Here is a 15,857-nt window from a genome sequence, read left to right on the forward strand (position 1 = left end):
CCCTCCCCCCACAGCAAGACCCAGGAGCAAGACCATGGCTTCGACTTCCGTCAGCCGCATAGTCCCCGCCTCGCCCGAGAAGGTCTGGAGCCTCATAGGCGGCTTCGACGCCCTGCCCGACTGGCTCCCCTACATCCCCGAGAGCACCGCGCTCGAAGGCGGCCGGGTGCGCCGGCTGACGAACCCCGAGGGAGAGGTCATCATCGAACGCCTCGTGGACTTCAACGAGGCCGAGCGCCACTACAGCTACGCCATCCTCCAGGCCCCGTTCCCCGTCGACGGCTACGTCTCCACCCTCCGGGTCCACGCCGTCCCGGGCCAGGAGAACGCCGCGGAGGTCCAGTGGTCCGGCCGTTTCAACCCGAACGGCGCCAGCGAGGACGAGGTCGTCGACCTGTTCACCGGCATCTACCGCGACGGCCTCGATGCCCTCCACAAGGCCCTCGCCGCCTGACACCAAGGCCAACACGGAGCCCGGCCAAGCGGCCCGGCCACGCCCCACGCGTGCCCGGGCCGCGGCCCGTTTCCGTCCGGCCCGCCCTCCCCGCGCGACCACCCGGAGAAGTCCCCGACAGGTCGGCGCCGGTCAGAGCCGGCTCCGGCGTACTCCCACAGCCGGTCGGCGGGACCACGGTCGAGCGCGTACCGGTGCTTCGCCGCCCGTGCCCACCGGACCGTCTGCGGGAGTCACGGCAGAAAGCCGTAAGGGTTACCGGGTGCGGAAGCGTCGGTAGAGGTTCCGGGCCACGTAGACCCCCGGGCCGCCGAAGCCGACGATGTCGACGCGTCCGTCACCGGTGACGTCGGCGAGGAACCGGGGGTGGCGGTCGACCCGCCAGGCGCCGGCGTCGTCGTCGTACCCGAACCCGCGGCACACCAGCTGGGCGTGCTCGAACCGGCCGTCGCCGCGGTTGTGCGACACCCAGACTCCCTCGTCACCGAAGGCGACGATGTCCGGGGTGCCGTCGCCGGTGACGTCGGCGAGGAAGCGGAGGTGCTTCTCGCTCGTCCACCCCTGGGCGTGCCCGAAGTCGTTCAGGACGAGGTGGGCGGGCTCGAACGTGCCGTCGCCGCGACCGCGTGCCACGACGACGCCCTGCGGGCCGAAGCCGACGAGGTCCGCCGCTCCGCCGTCGGTGGTCGCGAGCAGGAAGCGGGGGTGTTCCTCGACCGAGATCCATCCTTGGTCGACGCCGAAGTCGTCGAGGATGTACAGGGGCTCGGCGAACGCGCCGTCCTCGCCCTGGAGCGAGATCCACACGCCGTCCTCGTGACAGCCGACAATGTCGACGCGTCCGTCACCGGTGGTGTCCACGAGGAAACGGGGATGCTTGCCGGCCAGCCAGGCACCCGCCTTCTCGCCGTGCCCGAACGCCCTGAGCACCGGCTGGTCGGCGAGGGGTGCGAACGTGCCGTCCTCGCCCTGGAGCGAGATCCACACGCCGTCCTCGTGACAGCCGACGATGTCGACGCGTCCGTCACCGGTGGTGTCCACGAGGAAACGGGGATGCTCGTCGGCCAGCCAGCCGCCGGCCTGCTGGCCGTGCCCGAACGCCTTGAGCACCTGCTTGCCGCCGGCCGGCGCGAACGCCCCCGTCTGGTCCCGGGCGGACACCCGGACGCCGTCGGAGGCGAGCACGACGACATCGGGCCTGCCGTCTCCCGTCAGGTCCGCGAGGGTCCACAGGTCCGCCGGGTTCGAGGAGGGCGCGGAGGGGTGCAGAACGCGCTCTTCGTCGTCGAAGGTACCGTCGCCCCTGCCGGACGAGGTCACGGCCCCCTTCGCGGGTTTGAGCCCGACGACGTCCGCCCGCCCTGTTCCGGAGGTGTCGGCGAGGAACCGCGCACCGAGCCCGGCCCACCAGCCCGTTCGTCCGCCGGCCGAGGGGCTGGGCCCGTCGCTCCTCCACCCGCCGGCGGCCTGGTCGCTCCCGAACCGTTCGAGGACCAGCAGCATGTCGCTGAAGGACGGCGTCGCGTCGGGTGCCGGCCGCAGCGCGGCCGAGCGGGCCAGCCGCCAGGACCGGCGGCCGTTCCAGTGGCTCAGGGACGCCCAGCGCAGCACGGGATCGCTGGTCCGCTCGGGAGCGGCCGTGACGAACCGCCACCGCTGGCTTTCCGAGTTGTCGTCGTACTCACGCAGGACGACACGGGCTTCCTCCGCGCCGGGGTCGGCGAGGTCGAGAACGGCCCCGCCGGTGGCGGCCTCGATGAAGAACAGGCCCGCTTCGCCCACGACGGGGACGACGTGCCACTGCTGGCCCTTCCTCCCGGCGGTGGCGTCCCACTGGCGGACGCCCTGGTCCGCGGCGGCGGGGTTGTCGAAGACCTTGCCGTTGGCCGCGTTGCGGATCACGTAGGTCTGGTCCGCTTGTGCCTGCCCGCTCTGCACGGGCGTGAGCTGCCACTGTTCCGGGCGCGGGCCCTCGTCGGGGAAGTCGCGGACGACGAGCGCCCCGTCCGCGCTCGGCGCGGCCCTGGCGCCGAGGGTCTTGCCGGTGGCGGCGTTGACGATGTGAAGTTTCAGTTCTTCCGTGGGTACGGGCATCGCGATGCCTCTTCCAGGCGGTGGGGGTGTTGGCTCGGGACGGTCGCGGCGGGATGGCGGCCGCGGATCACGTGAAGACGTGGTGGTACGGGACGTCCCACTCGTTGGGCAGCCGCGGGTAGAAGGTGTTGATCACCGTGCCGGTGAAGTCCCCGCCCCAGTTGTAGGTGACCCGAACCTCGCCGTTGGCCGTCACCGCGTGGTCCTTGAACCCGAGGATGGCGTCGGGGTGGGTGATCGGCACGAAGGTGATGCCGCCCCACGGCGTCACCGTGACGACCCAGAGCTGGGTGTCCTCGGGCGCGCCGTTCTTCCCGCGCCAGTTGTCCCCGACCTTGTCCGGCAGGCCCACCTGAACGGTGTCGCACGTGCTCTTGGGCGCGTCCCGGTGGACGGTGATGCGCCTGCGCCGCGGCTTGGGCGTGCCGTCGTCGCCGCGCCCGGCGTCGGCCTGCCCCGCGGCGGGCGGCTTGGGCGTCACCTGGCCCGCGGCGCTCTCGATGAAGTACAGCGGTCGCTGTCCGAAGAAGCCGGCGGGGGTGATGTGCCAGAGGTGCCCCTTCGCCTCCTTGGTGGCCGAATCGAGTGCGGTGGCCAACTGGACCCCCTTGTCGTGACTCTCCTCCTTCAGTTCGACGGGCCGCAGGTAGCCGCCGTTGAAGGCGTGGACCAGCATGACCGGCCGGTTCTCGACCAACGCCGCCACGATCGCGTTGTCATAACTGTTCACCGCGACCGGACCGCCGACCACCAGGTTCGTCATCGCCGTGCGTTCTTGGGTGTACATAGCGGAAACCTCACCTGTTCTGGAAGTGGTGAAAAACGCGTCGGACACTCAGCGCCCTGGCCTGTCACGTCGAATTCCGCCGGGCTTGCCAGCCCTCACCGGAAATGTGAACGGCTGAAATGAGTCAGGTCTTCTACGGCAGACATCCGAGGTCACGGAATTCCCGGACAGGGCGTCCGGATGCCGCCGACCGAGTGGCCGACCGAATCTCAAGTTACCGTATCGAGCGACGAGTTGAGTATCGAAAGGGAACACTCATCACCCGATTGAGCGGGATGAGGGAAGACGCCGTACCGGTGAATCGAGCCCGTGCTAGCTTCGATTGTCAGACCGCGCGCAGATACCTGCTTCCATTTCATCCGGCATGGTTCGGCCGGAATCAGTCGAGGACGGGGAATGCCTTCCACCGCGTACATCCTGGAACGCGCCAAGCGCCAGCCGCTGACGAAGAAGAACCTGCGGGAACTCGATATCGAGCAGACCTGGCAGGTTGTCCTGAACCACCCCAATCTGGTCTATGTCGACAACAACGGCGTCAAGCACAAGCCCGTCGGTTTCTCGGTGAACAAGTCGAGCTTCGGGACGTTCTCCGGGACCGCGTTCGAGCGGGGCTGGCTCGCCTACATGACACTCGGGGAGCCGCTGATCGAGGAGCGGGGCGACATCGGCCAGCCCCCGCCCGACACGTTCTCCTCGCGTTCCTACGTCAACCGCAGCCAGTCCGACATGACCTTCACCGATTCGGTCGATTTCACCGTTTCCAACGGGGTCACGTGGTCGCTCCACGGGGATGCCAAGCTCACCTTCGGCGGCAGCATCGGTGCCTCGCTCCAGTTGCAGTTGCAGAACCAGCTCCGCCTGGACCTCCAGTCCCAGCTGCAGGCGTCGAGCCAGACCGGGACGGCGAACAAGAACGCGAACACGGTGACCAACAAGAACAGCAAGGACAACATCGGGGTCGACAACGCCAACACCGGCGAGACGTCCGCGAGCAGCTCGGCGACGAGCTCCTCGACGAACGGAATGACCAACTCGGTGGGTTTCACGACATCGGGCAGCGCCACCGGCAACGCGTCGCTCAACGCATCGCTGGCTCTGGGCATCGCGGCCACCGTCGGGGGTTCCCTGACCACCAGCTGGGCCTCGAAGTCGCAGATCTCGGGCACGGTGCCGGCGAACTCCCGCGTGCAGACCCTCGTCACGCAGCGGCGCACCCGCAAGCAGTACACCTACGAGATCCCTGTGACCTTCTCCGGTCTGATCGCGGTGCAGTACGCCGTGCCGGTGGCGGTCCTGTCCCCTCCGCAGCCAGGGGGTTACCCCGGTCTCGACCAGGTCGTCGCCCGCGACATCGGCGACATCGACCTGGCGCCCGGCGGCTTCCGCATGAAGGGACTGGCCGAGGTCGTCTCCGCCCTGGAGGTCGACCACACCATGCTCGATGTCGAAGGCCTGACCCTGAGGCAGCAGACGCTCTACAAGCAGCCCTGACCGCGCGGCACCACCGCCACGACGACGACCAGAGGTGACGACCATGGTGTTCGACAACATCTTCAACTCCGCGGGCAAGAGCGCCGGGCTCTTCTCCGTGACCACCGACAGCTCCAAACCACAGCCCGGAGCGGACGTCGACTTCGAGGACGCCGACGACGGTACGTACGACGACACGAGCGGCAGCCTGTTCAACAACGCGATCCACGGGGCCTCCTCCCGCGCGAAGGTCGTACAGGAGACGTCGCCCGAAGCGCGGGCCGTCCTGGGCTTCCTCGGCTCCTTCGTCCAGACCACCCAGGCGTCGGCCGACACACAGGCCCGGTACAACCAGGATCCCGGCTCGGTCACCAAGGCGGCGTCCGCCGGGATGCGGGAGGCCAGTACGACGGTGAAGGAGCACGGCGACCTCCAGAAGGACGAGGACCTGGAGAGCAGGCCGAAGAAGAGCGACTACGCGAAGGCTCCCAAGACACCGGAGGCACCCACAGCCCCGGAGGCGCCCAAGGCACCCAAGGCGACCACGGAGAAGCCGTCCCGGTCCGAGTAGGGCCGGACTCGCGGGAGGGGGAGGAAGGAGATCACTCCTTCCTCCCCCTCCCTTCCGTCATACGGGAAGCAACTGCCACTGGCGGCCCCGGTGGTCGCCCTCCGCCCCGTGCTGCTTGACCGGTGTACGGGCGTTGGTGTCGACCCTCAGCAGCAGACCGCTGTTGTGGTTGGCGATCTCGAAGACCCGAGGTGTGTCGGTCGCGGAGCCGACCGGGATCAGCCGCCAGTGCTGGTGGTGTGCGTCGACGCCTTCATAGGCCCGCTGCGCGACCGCCGCACCTGCCCTCTCCTGCGCGCCGGCGACCTCCAGGACCTTGCCGCTGCGCACGTTCTCGATCCGGTACAGCACCGCACCGTCGTGCTGACCCGTCGGGATCAGCCGCCACCGCTGGTGATCCCTCGGGCCGGCCAGGACCTGGTGGATCTCGGCCCCGTCCCTGGTCGACTCCTGGTGGACCCCCATCCGCAGCCTGCTGCGGACATTGGCCCAGGAGACCACCGTGCCCGCATCCGGCAGCCCGGCCAGCCTCGCCGAAGCGATCTTGCGAATGCGGTTGTTGTTGTAGTCGGCGATGTAGAGGGTGTCGACGCAGTCCACGGCGAGCCCGAACGGGTGGTTCAGCTGGGCCGGAGCAGCCGCACCGCCGTCTCCGCCGAAGCCCGCGACCCCGGTGCCGGCGACCGAGCCGATCTTCCCGTCCGTCGTGATCTTCCGGATCCGGTGGTTGCGGAACTCGGAGACGTAGAGGTTTCCCGCGCTGTCCAGCACCATCCCCACGGGGAGATACAACTGCGACGAGGCCGCCGGGCCGTTGTCGCCGCCGAAGCCCGCGACCCCGGTGCCCGCGATCGTGCTGATCTTCCCATCGGCCGTGACTTTCCGGACCCGGTGGTTCTCGCCGTCCGCGATGTAGAGGACGCCCGCACCGTCCACCAGCACCGCGTGGGGGCGGTTCAGCGGGGCCGAAACCGCCGGCCCGCCGTCTCCCCCGAACGCCGCGGCCCCGTTCCCCGCGACCGTGCTGATCTTCCCGTCCGTCGTGATCTTCCGAACCCGGTTGTTGTGGTACTCGCTGACATAGAGAGTGCCGGTACTGTCCACCGCTACCCCCATCGGGAGGTTCAACCGGGCGGCGGTGGCGGGACCGCCGTCACCGCTGAACCCAGCGACGCCCGCGCCCGCGACCGTACTGATCTTCCCGTCGGCCGTGATCTTCCGGACGCGATGGTTGTTGGAATCGGCGACGTAGAGAGCGCCTTCATTGTCCAGCGCCAGCTCACGCGGCCAGCTCAGCTGGGCCGAGACGGCAGGACCACCGTCCCCGCCGAACCCCGCGACCCCGGTGCCGGCGACCGTGCTGATTTTGCCGTCGGTCGCGATTTTCCGGACCCGGTGGTTCTGGAAATCGGAGAAGTAGAGAGTTCCGGTGCTGTCCACCACGATTCCGTACGGGCGGTATAACTGAGCCGAAACGGCGGCCTCGCCGTCTCCCTTGAACCCCGCGACTCCGGTACCCGCGACCGTACTGATCGGCGGCACGGAATTCTCGTTGTTCGCGCCTGCGGGGGCAGTGCTCATCATTCGTCCCTTCACCGTTCACCGGCCGCCCACTACGGGCGGCTGTCAATGGATTCCGAACCTCACATAAGCGCTGGGCCGCGAAATGGCGTGAGGCACGCGGACAGGGCATCACGGCCAACCGCGGCTCCTTGAGCGGCCCAGGCATGAAGCGGCCGGGAGGCCGTCAGGACCGATCACCAGCCACAGCGCCGCGCCGCGGCACAGCGCGTCGAACCACGGGGTTCGCTACCGCTCGCGGACGCGCAGGCGATCTGTTGCACGCCGTCGGGCAGGACCGTCATACGTTCCCCGTTCCATCGGAGTCCCGTGCGAGTGACAAAAACCTGACAACGGCGAGTCCACCAACCGCGAGGCGACCCCGGACGCCCTGAGAGCTTCCGTCACCCGTTCGTGTCACTCACACCACCCTTCAGGGTGATTCCCGCGCCCGGCCTTGAGCGCCGCGCCTCAACACCCGGCCAATGCGGCGAAACTGGCCGGTTCTCGGCGGTGCCGTGAAGAAGGCGCACGGGCGGCACGACAAGGTCCCGGTGCGCTTTCTGACGGGGAGACAGCCCGGGGGCGTGGCGCCAGCGCACGGCGAGGCGACGGGCAGACGCGCCCCAAAGCCGCCGGCGTCGCCGACCACGCTTACAGGGTCGGCACGTCAGGGCGATGGTGACATGAGTCACTACCCAGACCTTCCGTGCGGCGACCTCCCCCACACGGCGACTCGTCACCGAACCACTCCAGCAGCAAAAACGCGACAACTCAGTCGCGCAGTCTGACTGCGCACTTGTCGTTCGTTCGGCGATAAGAACGATTGGCGCGCCATATCAACCTCGGCGAGCTGCTAGGTTTATGACGCCTCGACAGAAGAGGACGCCGGAGGAGGCACGCCACATCAGCACCGTGTCCACTGCGCAGCCACACTGCGCATGGCTGCTCACGCTGATACCAGCAGCCACGTCTGCGATCAGCCGACCGAAGTGAAATGCCCTAGCGAGGAGTTCCCAGTGGAGAGCACGGATGCGCATGGCCCCGCCGCAGAGGTCGTCGACCGCCTGTGGCGAGCGTATGCACCCTTTCAGCGGGGCCGGAGCACGGAGCGCGACCTCACCGCGATGCTCGCCGTCCTGGTGCTCGCAAGGTTCATCGACTCTGCGAACGACCCGGGTGACGAACTGGTCAAACGGTGGTCCAGAGCCGTTGCGGAGGCACAGACCGGGTACCCACCGCTGAGGGACCTGAATGACGCGCTCTTCCTAGCCTCCAGGCACGACCGCTTTCCCGTGCTCGCGCCTTGGAATCCGAGGAATGTGTTCGCCGGCGAAGGCGGGGCGGAGGACCTGCCATGGGTGGCGGCCTTCCTCGCCGCGCTCCAACAGCCCCCTACAGCCGCCGAGGCCGGAGTCGAAGAGGTCGCCGACCTGCTCCTGGAACGGTACGTCGCGGAGAGCACCGCTCAGACGGGCGAGTACCACACCCCGCACACGCTCACGCGACTGATCTCGGAATGCCTGTCCCCCCAGCCCGGCGATCGTGTACTCGACCCCGCCTGCGGCACCGGGGGGTTCCTCGCCGCCGCCGCGCGGCACCTCGCACAGCAGGGTCATATTGGCGGCGCCTCGTTCGAGGGTTACGCCATGGATCACCGCAACCCCCAGCTGGCCATGCTGAACCTGGCCCTGCACGGGATCGACCGGCCCCTGGTACGTGCCTCCGATCCCAAGTCACTCTTCCGGAGTCCGGGCAACGGCATGGCCGAACTCGTGCTCTGCAACCCGCCGTTCAACCAGCGCGTCCAGGGTCTGGAACACCTCGACTGGCCCTTCGGCCCGCCCCCCGAGTCGAACGCGAACTTCGCCTGGATTCAACTCGCCTTGACCCGGCTCAGCGAAAAGGGGAAGGCCGCCCTGATCATGCCGTCGGGCGCTGCCTCCGTACGCGGTCGCGAAGCGGAGATCCGCAAGGCGATACTGGCCGAAGGCGCGCTTCTCGCCGTGGTCGCACTACCGGCCGATCTCTTCTCGCACACGACGGTTCCTGTGCACCTCTGGCTACTCGCCCGTGACAAATCCCGCCACGTCCCCGTCGGTGAAACCGAGTCCGTCCTCTTCATCGACGCGAGCCAACTCGGCATGCAGGCTCCGCGCCGAGCCTGTGAGCTCGGCCCGGCGGACAGGGACCGCATCAGCAGCCGGTTCCACGCCTGGCTGCGGTCTCCCCGCGCGACTCCCGACGAGCCCGGATTCTCCTGCTCGGTCTCCTACGACGAGATCCTGGAGAACGACGGCTGCCCCCTCGACCCCCGGCTGTACGTGGCACCTGCGCGGGAGCAGCCAACCGCGGCGCTGGACACACGCCGCCTGCTCGACGAGCTAGTGAGTCGCGCCGAATCGACCGCGGGCGCGACGGCCCACCTCTGCAAGAGCTTCGACCGGAGCGAGCGGGTGGCGCGCGGCGAGACGGAAGCCCCGCGCGTGCCGCTCCGGCACCTGGTGGAGGGCTCCGCAGAAGGGCTACTCGAGGCCCCGGGCCTGCTGCTCGCGGGACCGTCGGGAAGCCTGATCCGCGCCGACCACTACGTCGACGTCGGCGGTGTACCCGTGGTGATGCCCAAAGACCTGACCGGAAGTGGCTTCAGCACCGCGAGCATCCGGTGCATCAGCGAGCGACAGGCCATGGGGCTGGAGCGCTTCCGTCTCCGCCCTGGCGATGTCGTCATGGCGCGCCGGGGAGAGCTGGGACGAGCCGCCGTCGTCCGTGAGGAACAGAATGGCTGGCTGTGCGGCACAGGGTGCTTCCTGCTGCGTCCCCCCGCCGGGCTCGACGCCGACTACTTCGCCGCGTACTTGCGGGGTCTGGAGGCACGTACGTGGCTGAAGGCCCACTCCACCGGGAGCATGAAGATGAAGACCATCTCCCTCGACGTGCTCCGCGAGCTGCCCGTGGTACTGCCCGGCCTTGCCACCCAGCAGGCGATCGCCGACACGATGAAGCGACTGGACGAACACGAGCGCCTGCTGCGCGAACAGCTCGCCCTGACGCAACGCATCCGTCATGACGCGCTGGACGGAGGCATCCTCCCCACGCCGTAGGAACTCGCGGCCGTGGCGAGGCGTGGATCGGCGGCTCCGGAGGAGCACCCGGCTCGCCGCCGCCACAGCCGCTACCGTGAAGCCATGACCGCACTACCCGACTGGATGCGCCCGCCCCGCGCGGAAGGCTGGTTCGCGGAGGATTTGGATCACCTCCCCGAGGCACCGCGCCACACGGAGCTGATCGACGGAGCCCTCGTATTCATGATGTCGCCCCAGCGGTCCTGGCACGGCCGCCTCCTCACTGCCCTGACCACCACGCTCATGGCGCAGGCGCCGGCCGGCGTTGAGGTCGAGCGGGAGATGACGATCTGCCTCGATGCCCGCAACCGCATCGAGCCGGACCTCTTGCTGGCGGACCTGCCCTACGACCCCGACCGCACCTGGTACGCCCCCGATCACGTGCACCTCGTCGTGGAAGTCGTCTCTCCTGAGTCCGCCCACCGCGACCGCACGGTCAAGCTCCGCAAATACGCGGAGGCCGGCATCCCGCACTACTGGTGCATCGAGAACGAGGACGGCGCACCCGTCGTCCACGTGTACGAGCTCGACGAACCAACGGGCGCCTACGCGCCCGCCGGCATCTTCCGGGGCGCCCTCCGGCGCCCGGTGCCCTTCGAGATCAGTGTCGACCTCGACAAGCTCACACCTCCCCGGAGCGGCTGAAGAATCAGCACCAGGTCAGCGCCTGAACGTGGAAGCGGCCGGACTCGCGGGAGTCCGGCCTCTCCGGAACCGCATGGCGACCGAAGATCTCACAAACGGTAATGAGATGACTACAAGTTGAAGCGGAATGTCTATGGTCTGATCCTGACCTGCGGCGGAGTCCCACACAGGGCCCTGACCTGGGGTTTCCTCGTTGGCATGCGTTGGCTCCCGACGGCCGTTTACGAGTGTCCCTGCGGACTGGCTGCGGACCGGCCGGGCAGGCGGAGGCCGAGAAATCCATGGCGCACCGGCGGGACCGGCAAGGAGACTGCCCAGGTGAGCGACCGCTACCCCTGCCCATGCTGCGGGCACCGCGTGCTGGGCGAGATGCCCGGCTCGCACGAGATCTGCCCCGTCTGCTTCTGGGGGGACGACGGGATCCAGTTCCGCTGGCCGACCATGGCCGGCGGGACCAACAAGGTCTCCCTGTTCGAGGCCCAGCGCAACTACCAGGACTCCGGCGCCTGCGACGAGCACGGCCGCCGGTTCGTCCGCCCGCCGGCCGACGACGAGCCGCTCGCCCCCGTCTGGCGCCCCATCGATCTGATCCGGGGCTCCTTCGAGGACTGGGCAGCCGAGGACCGCGCCCCGTGTCCCGACGACAGCTCGGTGCTCTGCTGGTGGCTCCCCACTTCCTGGCGCCGGGACTACTCCCCGTCATGACCTCCCACATCGAGACACTCGTCCAGCAGCTCGACGGCAAGGCCGACGAGTCCTACGACGCCCGTGCGGAGCTGATCTGGATCGGCGCCGACGCCATACCCGCCGTGGTCAACGGCCTGCCCCCTCGGCGGCTTCGGCCGGCCGACCGTCATTGAGGTCTTCGAGGAGGTGGGCATCCCCGTTGCGGCCCCACTCTCATCGGCCTGCTGGACAGCGATAGCCCGACCCTCCGCGAATGGGCGGCCATGGACCTGGCGAGCCTGGAGATCGAGGGCGCGGTCGAGGCCCTGGCCGCGCCTACCCCGCCTGCGTGGGACGGGCGATCCCACCGGACTGGAACGAGTCCGTCGACCCGATGTGCCCTGAGCAACCTCGGCGCCCGCAGCCTTGTCGTCCCACCCCCCACCGCGCACCTACGGGCCACCGCCGCAGAGGACGCCCCTGGCTGGCCTCAGCCCACTTCACCGAGATCATTGGCGACCTCGCCGACCACGCCCAGGTGTCCCCCTGGAAGACGCGGGACGATCTCGTGACTCCTGGTGCTGTTATGACCCGGAACGCGCGTACATCAAGTCATCTGCTATAGCACGCGTTTGATGGCCCATTACGGAGACTGTCAGTGTTGCCCTGCATGCTAGGGGGCGAGACGAGGCCAAGGAGGATGCACCACATGGGTGGAGTCGACACGGCACGGGGCATGGGGTTCCAGACGGCGTGCGCCATTCTCCAGCTGATCCGCACCCCGGACCAGTATCCGGAGGCAGAGACCTTCCGGGTGGAGGGCGCCGACGAGGCCATCGACTTCGAGGTGAGGGACGCGCGGGGAAAACCGCTGCTGCTCGCTCAGGCGAAGACCCGGGTGGAACCGCGCACCTGGTCGGGACCCGAGCTGGTGCGGCTCGCCCGCCGCTGGGGCGAGGCCGACCCCGGCGGTACGGCCGTGCTGCGGTTCCTCTCCGACGGACCGGTTCAGGCGTCGGGGCAGGCCGTGCGGGACGCGGCGGAACGCGCCCGCGCCCTTCCCGATCCCGAGCAGTGGCTGGCCGGGTGTGCAGGTCTGGGAACCTCGATCGAACTCACCGCCAAGGATCACGCGCTGATGCGCAGGCTGGAGATCAACACCCGTACCGGCCCGTGGGAACAGATCCTCGATGAAGCCAGACTCGAGCTGCTGCGGCTCTCCCCCACCGCCATGGCGTCGGCCGAGATCGACGCCACCATCGACGCGCTGTTCGTGAAAATGTTCCAGTGGTCCGGGGAACGGCGGATCGACCGGCGTACGATCCGGCTGGACGAGCTCCCAGGGCTCCTGCGCGGGCGCCGCACCACGTCCGGGCACGGGGCAGACGTTTCCCTGGGGCCCCGCCGCGCCCTGTTCCGAGGAATCCCCTCAGCCACCGGTCTGCGCGGGCGGACCGCGGAACTGGCCGCGCTCAAAAAGCTGTTCGACGAGGGGGCCGATACCGGGACGGCACGGGTCGTGGTGTCCGGGCTCGGCGGCATCGGCAAGTCGAGCGTCGCCCGCCTGTACGCCCACCGGAACCGGGAAGCGTACGAATTCGCCTGGTGGATCCCGTCCGACACCCGGGAGGACGTGATTGCTGCGTACCGGCAGTTGGTGGCAGAGGAACAGCAGGAGGCCGAGCCCGCCACCGAGGCGGAGATCATCGAGCGTGTCGGCCGACGTCTGGGGCACCTGGGCAACAGACTCCTGCTGGTCTACGACAACGTCTCGAACCGCGACCAGCTCCGGGGACTTCTGCCCGCCGAGGGCGCTCACGTGCTGGTCACCACCCGCGACTCGACCTGGGCCACAGCGGAAGGCGGGCTGGTCGTGGGGCAGATGGACATGGAGGAGGCCACCCGCTGGGCAGCGGAACGGCTGCCTCGGGTGTCCGAGCCCGAAGTGTCCGCGCTGGTCGACGCGGTGGAACGCATCCCGCTCGGGATCGCCCAGGCCACCGGTTACATCGCCGCGACCGAATGCCCGGTGGACGTCTATCTGGCGGAGCTCTCGGAGTGCCGGGCCCGCCTGCTCGACAACCCCGGTTTCGTCCCCTTCGATTACCTTGCGGGAGTGACGCTGACGGCGGCAGTGACCCTCAGTGTGGGACGGGTGCTGTCCCACGCCCTGCGCTCACCCGAAGGGTCCGAACAACAGCTCGCCGCCGAACTGCTCGCTCGCTGCGCCCTGCTCGCCCCGGACTTCATCCCTCTGCACCTCGCGGCACTCGACATGCCGATCGGTACCGCCGTCTACGGTGCCGTGGCGGAGCTGCGCAGATTCTCTCTGGCCGCTCCCCAGGACGGCATGCTGGCCATCCACCGGATCGTGCAGGCGGTCGTCCGGGCCCTGATGGACGGCGAGGCCGTCGAGTCGATGTACGGCCGTTTCCAGTACGAGCTGGTGACACGGCTGGTCGCCTGCCAAAGGCAGAACCGGTGGGCCGAGGCTGCGACGCTGGTCGAACACGCGGTGCATGTGGCGCACCATGTGCGCGAGGGCGGCCGCGTGGATGGCAGTACCGTCGCGTTGCTGGCCAACACCGCCGGGGCTATCGCCAATGTGCACGGTGACCTGGCGCGCAGTGAGGGCCTGTTGCGCGAGGCGTTGGCCGTCGTGGACTTATTCGACGACGCCGTGATGGACGACGCCGTGTATCGGAGGGCGGCGACGACCACCACGCTGGCCCAGTGCCTGCAGAACCAGCAGAGGTTCGACGAGGCGGCGGAGGCGGCACAGACCGCCTGGTCCCTGTTTGAAGGCTTGGACATGCTCAGCCCCGACGGGGTGGAGCACCTGCTTCTGGCCCACGCCACCGACATGCGCGCGGCCGTGGCGACGGACCGCTTCGCCGATGTGGCCCGGGCGGCCCTGAGGTTGGAGGCGGTACTGAGGCGCGAGCATGTGGCCGCACCGGTCGAGTTGAAGGTTCGGCTGGAACAGGCGCAGGCGCTCGTGTGGATCAAAAACTGGGACACCGCTGCGATGACGGTCGACGTAGCCAAGGGGCTCATCGGCCCCGACGACGAGCCGAACGCGGAGCTGCTGTTCCTGGACGCCATGGTGAAGGCGTCCACGGGACGTCTGGAGGAGGCCCTGGCCATCACCGCGGGCATCCCAGAGCCCACGGAACACACAGCCGTGACGATCATGCGTCATCACGCGGACCAGATGGTGGACATGGCCCACGCCGTGATGACTGGCAGCCTCCAGCGGCACGAGGAGGGGATACCGACCGACGTCTGGATTCTGAACGCCGTCGAGTCCCTGCTCGACAGGGCCGAGGCCCTACTCGAAGCACACACCGAAGCAGGACCGGACGTACTGGCCCACGTTCGGCAACGGTTCGCAGTACTGGCCTGGACCCGGCACACGCTCGGGCACCCCGGCGGCGACCCGGAACTATCGCGGGCCCTCATGCACGAGAGCCTGGAGATGTTCGAGGCGGCCGGGCAGGTCCACGTGCCGCTGGCGGTCACCACACGCAAGTTCCTGGCGAGCGACGGGGAGGAGGACGACGACCCTGTGGATCGGACGGTCACGGACGGGCCTCCTCGCTCCGCCCCTGGACCATCGGGGGGCAAGGGGGCGCACCCGATCTCCGCGTTCCCCTGGAAGAACGCCCTGGCCTGGGTCCGGGCTGCACCGCCGGACGCGCGTTCGCTGTACGCCCTGCTCGGAGCCACCTCCTACCACCTTGGTGAGCGAACGGCACCCTCACCCGCCTTCGTCGCCCTGGCGGTCACCGCCGCGGCGCGCACCCTGGGCCTGACGTGCCGCATGATCCCCACCACGCTCCAGGTAATGCTCGACGGCATGCCCCTCGACCTCCCAGATCAGGCGGCCGAGCCGACGCTCACGCCCACCGGCGAGGTCCGCGGACACATCACCCTCTGGTGCGAGGAGGCCGGCCGCTTGGTGGACCCGGTCCTGCTGCTCGCCCAGGTCCGGTTCCCTGCGGGCACCGACGAGCGGGAGGTCTTCCTGCGTCCCGTGGTCTTCCCCGCACCCGATGTGGACTCCCTGTTCGCCTTCCGTCCGACCACTCCCCGCGGGCGGTACCTGCTGGTGTACGACTTCCGCCCGGACTGGGAGGAGCACCTCGTCAAGGTCCTCCCCCACCTTGACAGGACGGCCGTGGCAACCTTCGCCCAGCAGATCGCCTCCTCGGCGGCCCTCGCCACGACCACCTCCTGAGCAACTGGTGATCCGGGTCGTTCAACTGGGGTACCGGTCCGCCGCCGACGACACCTGATCAGTTGCAGACCACACGTCAGAACGTCCAGCGTCCGTCCAGCGCGGCGACGCCGAAGGGGTCGGACTCGACAGAGCCCGACCCCTTTTGACGTGCACGTTCGACTCAGCACCCAGCGTGGAGTATGTGCATGACTACACGTTGAACTGGAACGTCTAGCACAGTGCTGTGACCTGCGGAAACGACT

Annotated in this window: 11 protein-coding genes; 8 read left to right on the plus strand and 3 right to left on the minus strand. The window is 68.8% G+C overall.

Annotated features, from left to right (window positions below):
* Positions 1-34: 34 nt before the first annotated feature.
* Complete coding sequence (locus ACSURM_RS13500; protein WP_436955229.1) at positions 35-454, plus strand: SRPBCC family protein; 420 nt, start codon at positions 35-37, stop codon at positions 452-454.
* 255 nt (positions 455-709) lie between these two features.
* On the opposite strand, the gene ACSURM_RS13505 is transcribed toward ACSURM_RS13500, so the two are convergent.
* Positions 710-2,548: an FG-GAP-like repeat-containing protein gene (locus ACSURM_RS13505; protein WP_436955230.1), complete on the minus strand. Its 1,839-nt coding sequence runs from the start codon at positions 2,546-2,548 to the stop codon at positions 710-712.
* A 67-nt stretch (positions 2,549-2,615) separates the two neighbouring features.
* Positions 2,616-3,335 (minus strand): hypothetical protein, encoded by a 720-nt coding sequence (locus ACSURM_RS13510; protein WP_189997425.1) that lies wholly within the window; start codon positions 3,333-3,335, stop codon positions 2,616-2,618.
* Positions 3,336-3,731: 396 nt separating this feature from the next.
* Between ACSURM_RS13510 and ACSURM_RS13515 the strand changes: the two genes are divergently transcribed.
* Both ACSURM_RS13515 and ACSURM_RS13520 read left to right on the plus strand, forming a co-directional pair.
* Positions 3,732-4,826, plus strand: a complete 1,095-nt coding sequence (locus ACSURM_RS13515; RefSeq protein WP_436955231.1) for a hypothetical protein — start codon at positions 3,732-3,734, stop codon at positions 4,824-4,826.
* Between the two features lie 43 nt (positions 4,827-4,869).
* Positions 4,870-5,376, plus strand: a complete 507-nt coding sequence (locus ACSURM_RS13520; protein WP_436955232.1) for a hypothetical protein — start codon at positions 4,870-4,872, stop codon at positions 5,374-5,376.
* A gap of 57 nt (positions 5,377-5,433) precedes the next feature.
* Here ACSURM_RS13520 and ACSURM_RS13525 read toward each other — a convergent pair whose 3' ends face one another.
* The gene (locus ACSURM_RS13525; protein ID WP_436955233.1) at positions 5,434-6,957 is read right to left on the minus strand and encodes an RICIN domain-containing protein; all 1,524 of its coding nucleotides are present in this window, start codon (positions 6,955-6,957) and stop codon (positions 5,434-5,436) included.
* A gap of 998 nt (positions 6,958-7,955) precedes the next feature.
* On the opposite strand from ACSURM_RS13525, the gene ACSURM_RS13530 reads away from it, so the two are divergent.
* The 5 genes from ACSURM_RS13530 to ACSURM_RS13550 all read left to right on the plus strand — a co-directional run bounded on the left by ACSURM_RS13530 (position 7,956) and on the right by ACSURM_RS13550 (position 15,612).
* The gene (locus tag ACSURM_RS13530) at positions 7,956-10,040 is read left to right on the plus strand and encodes an N-6 DNA methylase (RefSeq protein WP_436955234.1); all 2,085 of its coding nucleotides are present in this window, start codon (positions 7,956-7,958) and stop codon (positions 10,038-10,040) included.
* Positions 10,041-10,124: 84 nt separating this feature from the next.
* Positions 10,125-10,706 (plus strand): Uma2 family endonuclease, encoded by a 582-nt coding sequence (locus tag ACSURM_RS13535; RefSeq protein WP_436955235.1) that lies wholly within the window; start codon positions 10,125-10,127, stop codon positions 10,704-10,706.
* A gap of 318 nt (positions 10,707-11,024) precedes the next feature.
* Positions 11,025-11,411 (plus strand): CPCC family cysteine-rich protein, encoded by a 387-nt coding sequence (locus ACSURM_RS13540; RefSeq protein WP_436955236.1) that lies wholly within the window; start codon positions 11,025-11,027, stop codon positions 11,409-11,411.
* Complete coding sequence (locus ACSURM_RS13545) at positions 11,408-11,566, plus strand: hypothetical protein (RefSeq protein ID WP_436955237.1); 159 nt, start codon at positions 11,408-11,410, stop codon at positions 11,564-11,566. The genes ACSURM_RS13540 and ACSURM_RS13545 overlap by 4 nt, the downstream gene beginning before the upstream one ends.
* A 515-nt stretch (positions 11,567-12,081) precedes the next feature.
* Positions 12,082-15,612 carry an AAA family ATPase gene (locus ACSURM_RS13550; protein ID WP_436955238.1) on the plus strand — a complete coding sequence of 1,177 codons (3,531 nt, stop codon included), beginning with the start codon at positions 12,082-12,084 and terminating at the stop codon, positions 15,610-15,612.
* The last annotated feature ends 245 nt before the right edge of the window (positions 15,613-15,857 follow it).

The organism is Streptomyces sp. SudanB182_2057 (assembly GCF_964272715.1).
Classification (GTDB): Bacteria; Actinomycetota; Actinomycetes; order Streptomycetales; family Streptomycetaceae; genus Streptomyces; species Streptomyces rubradiris.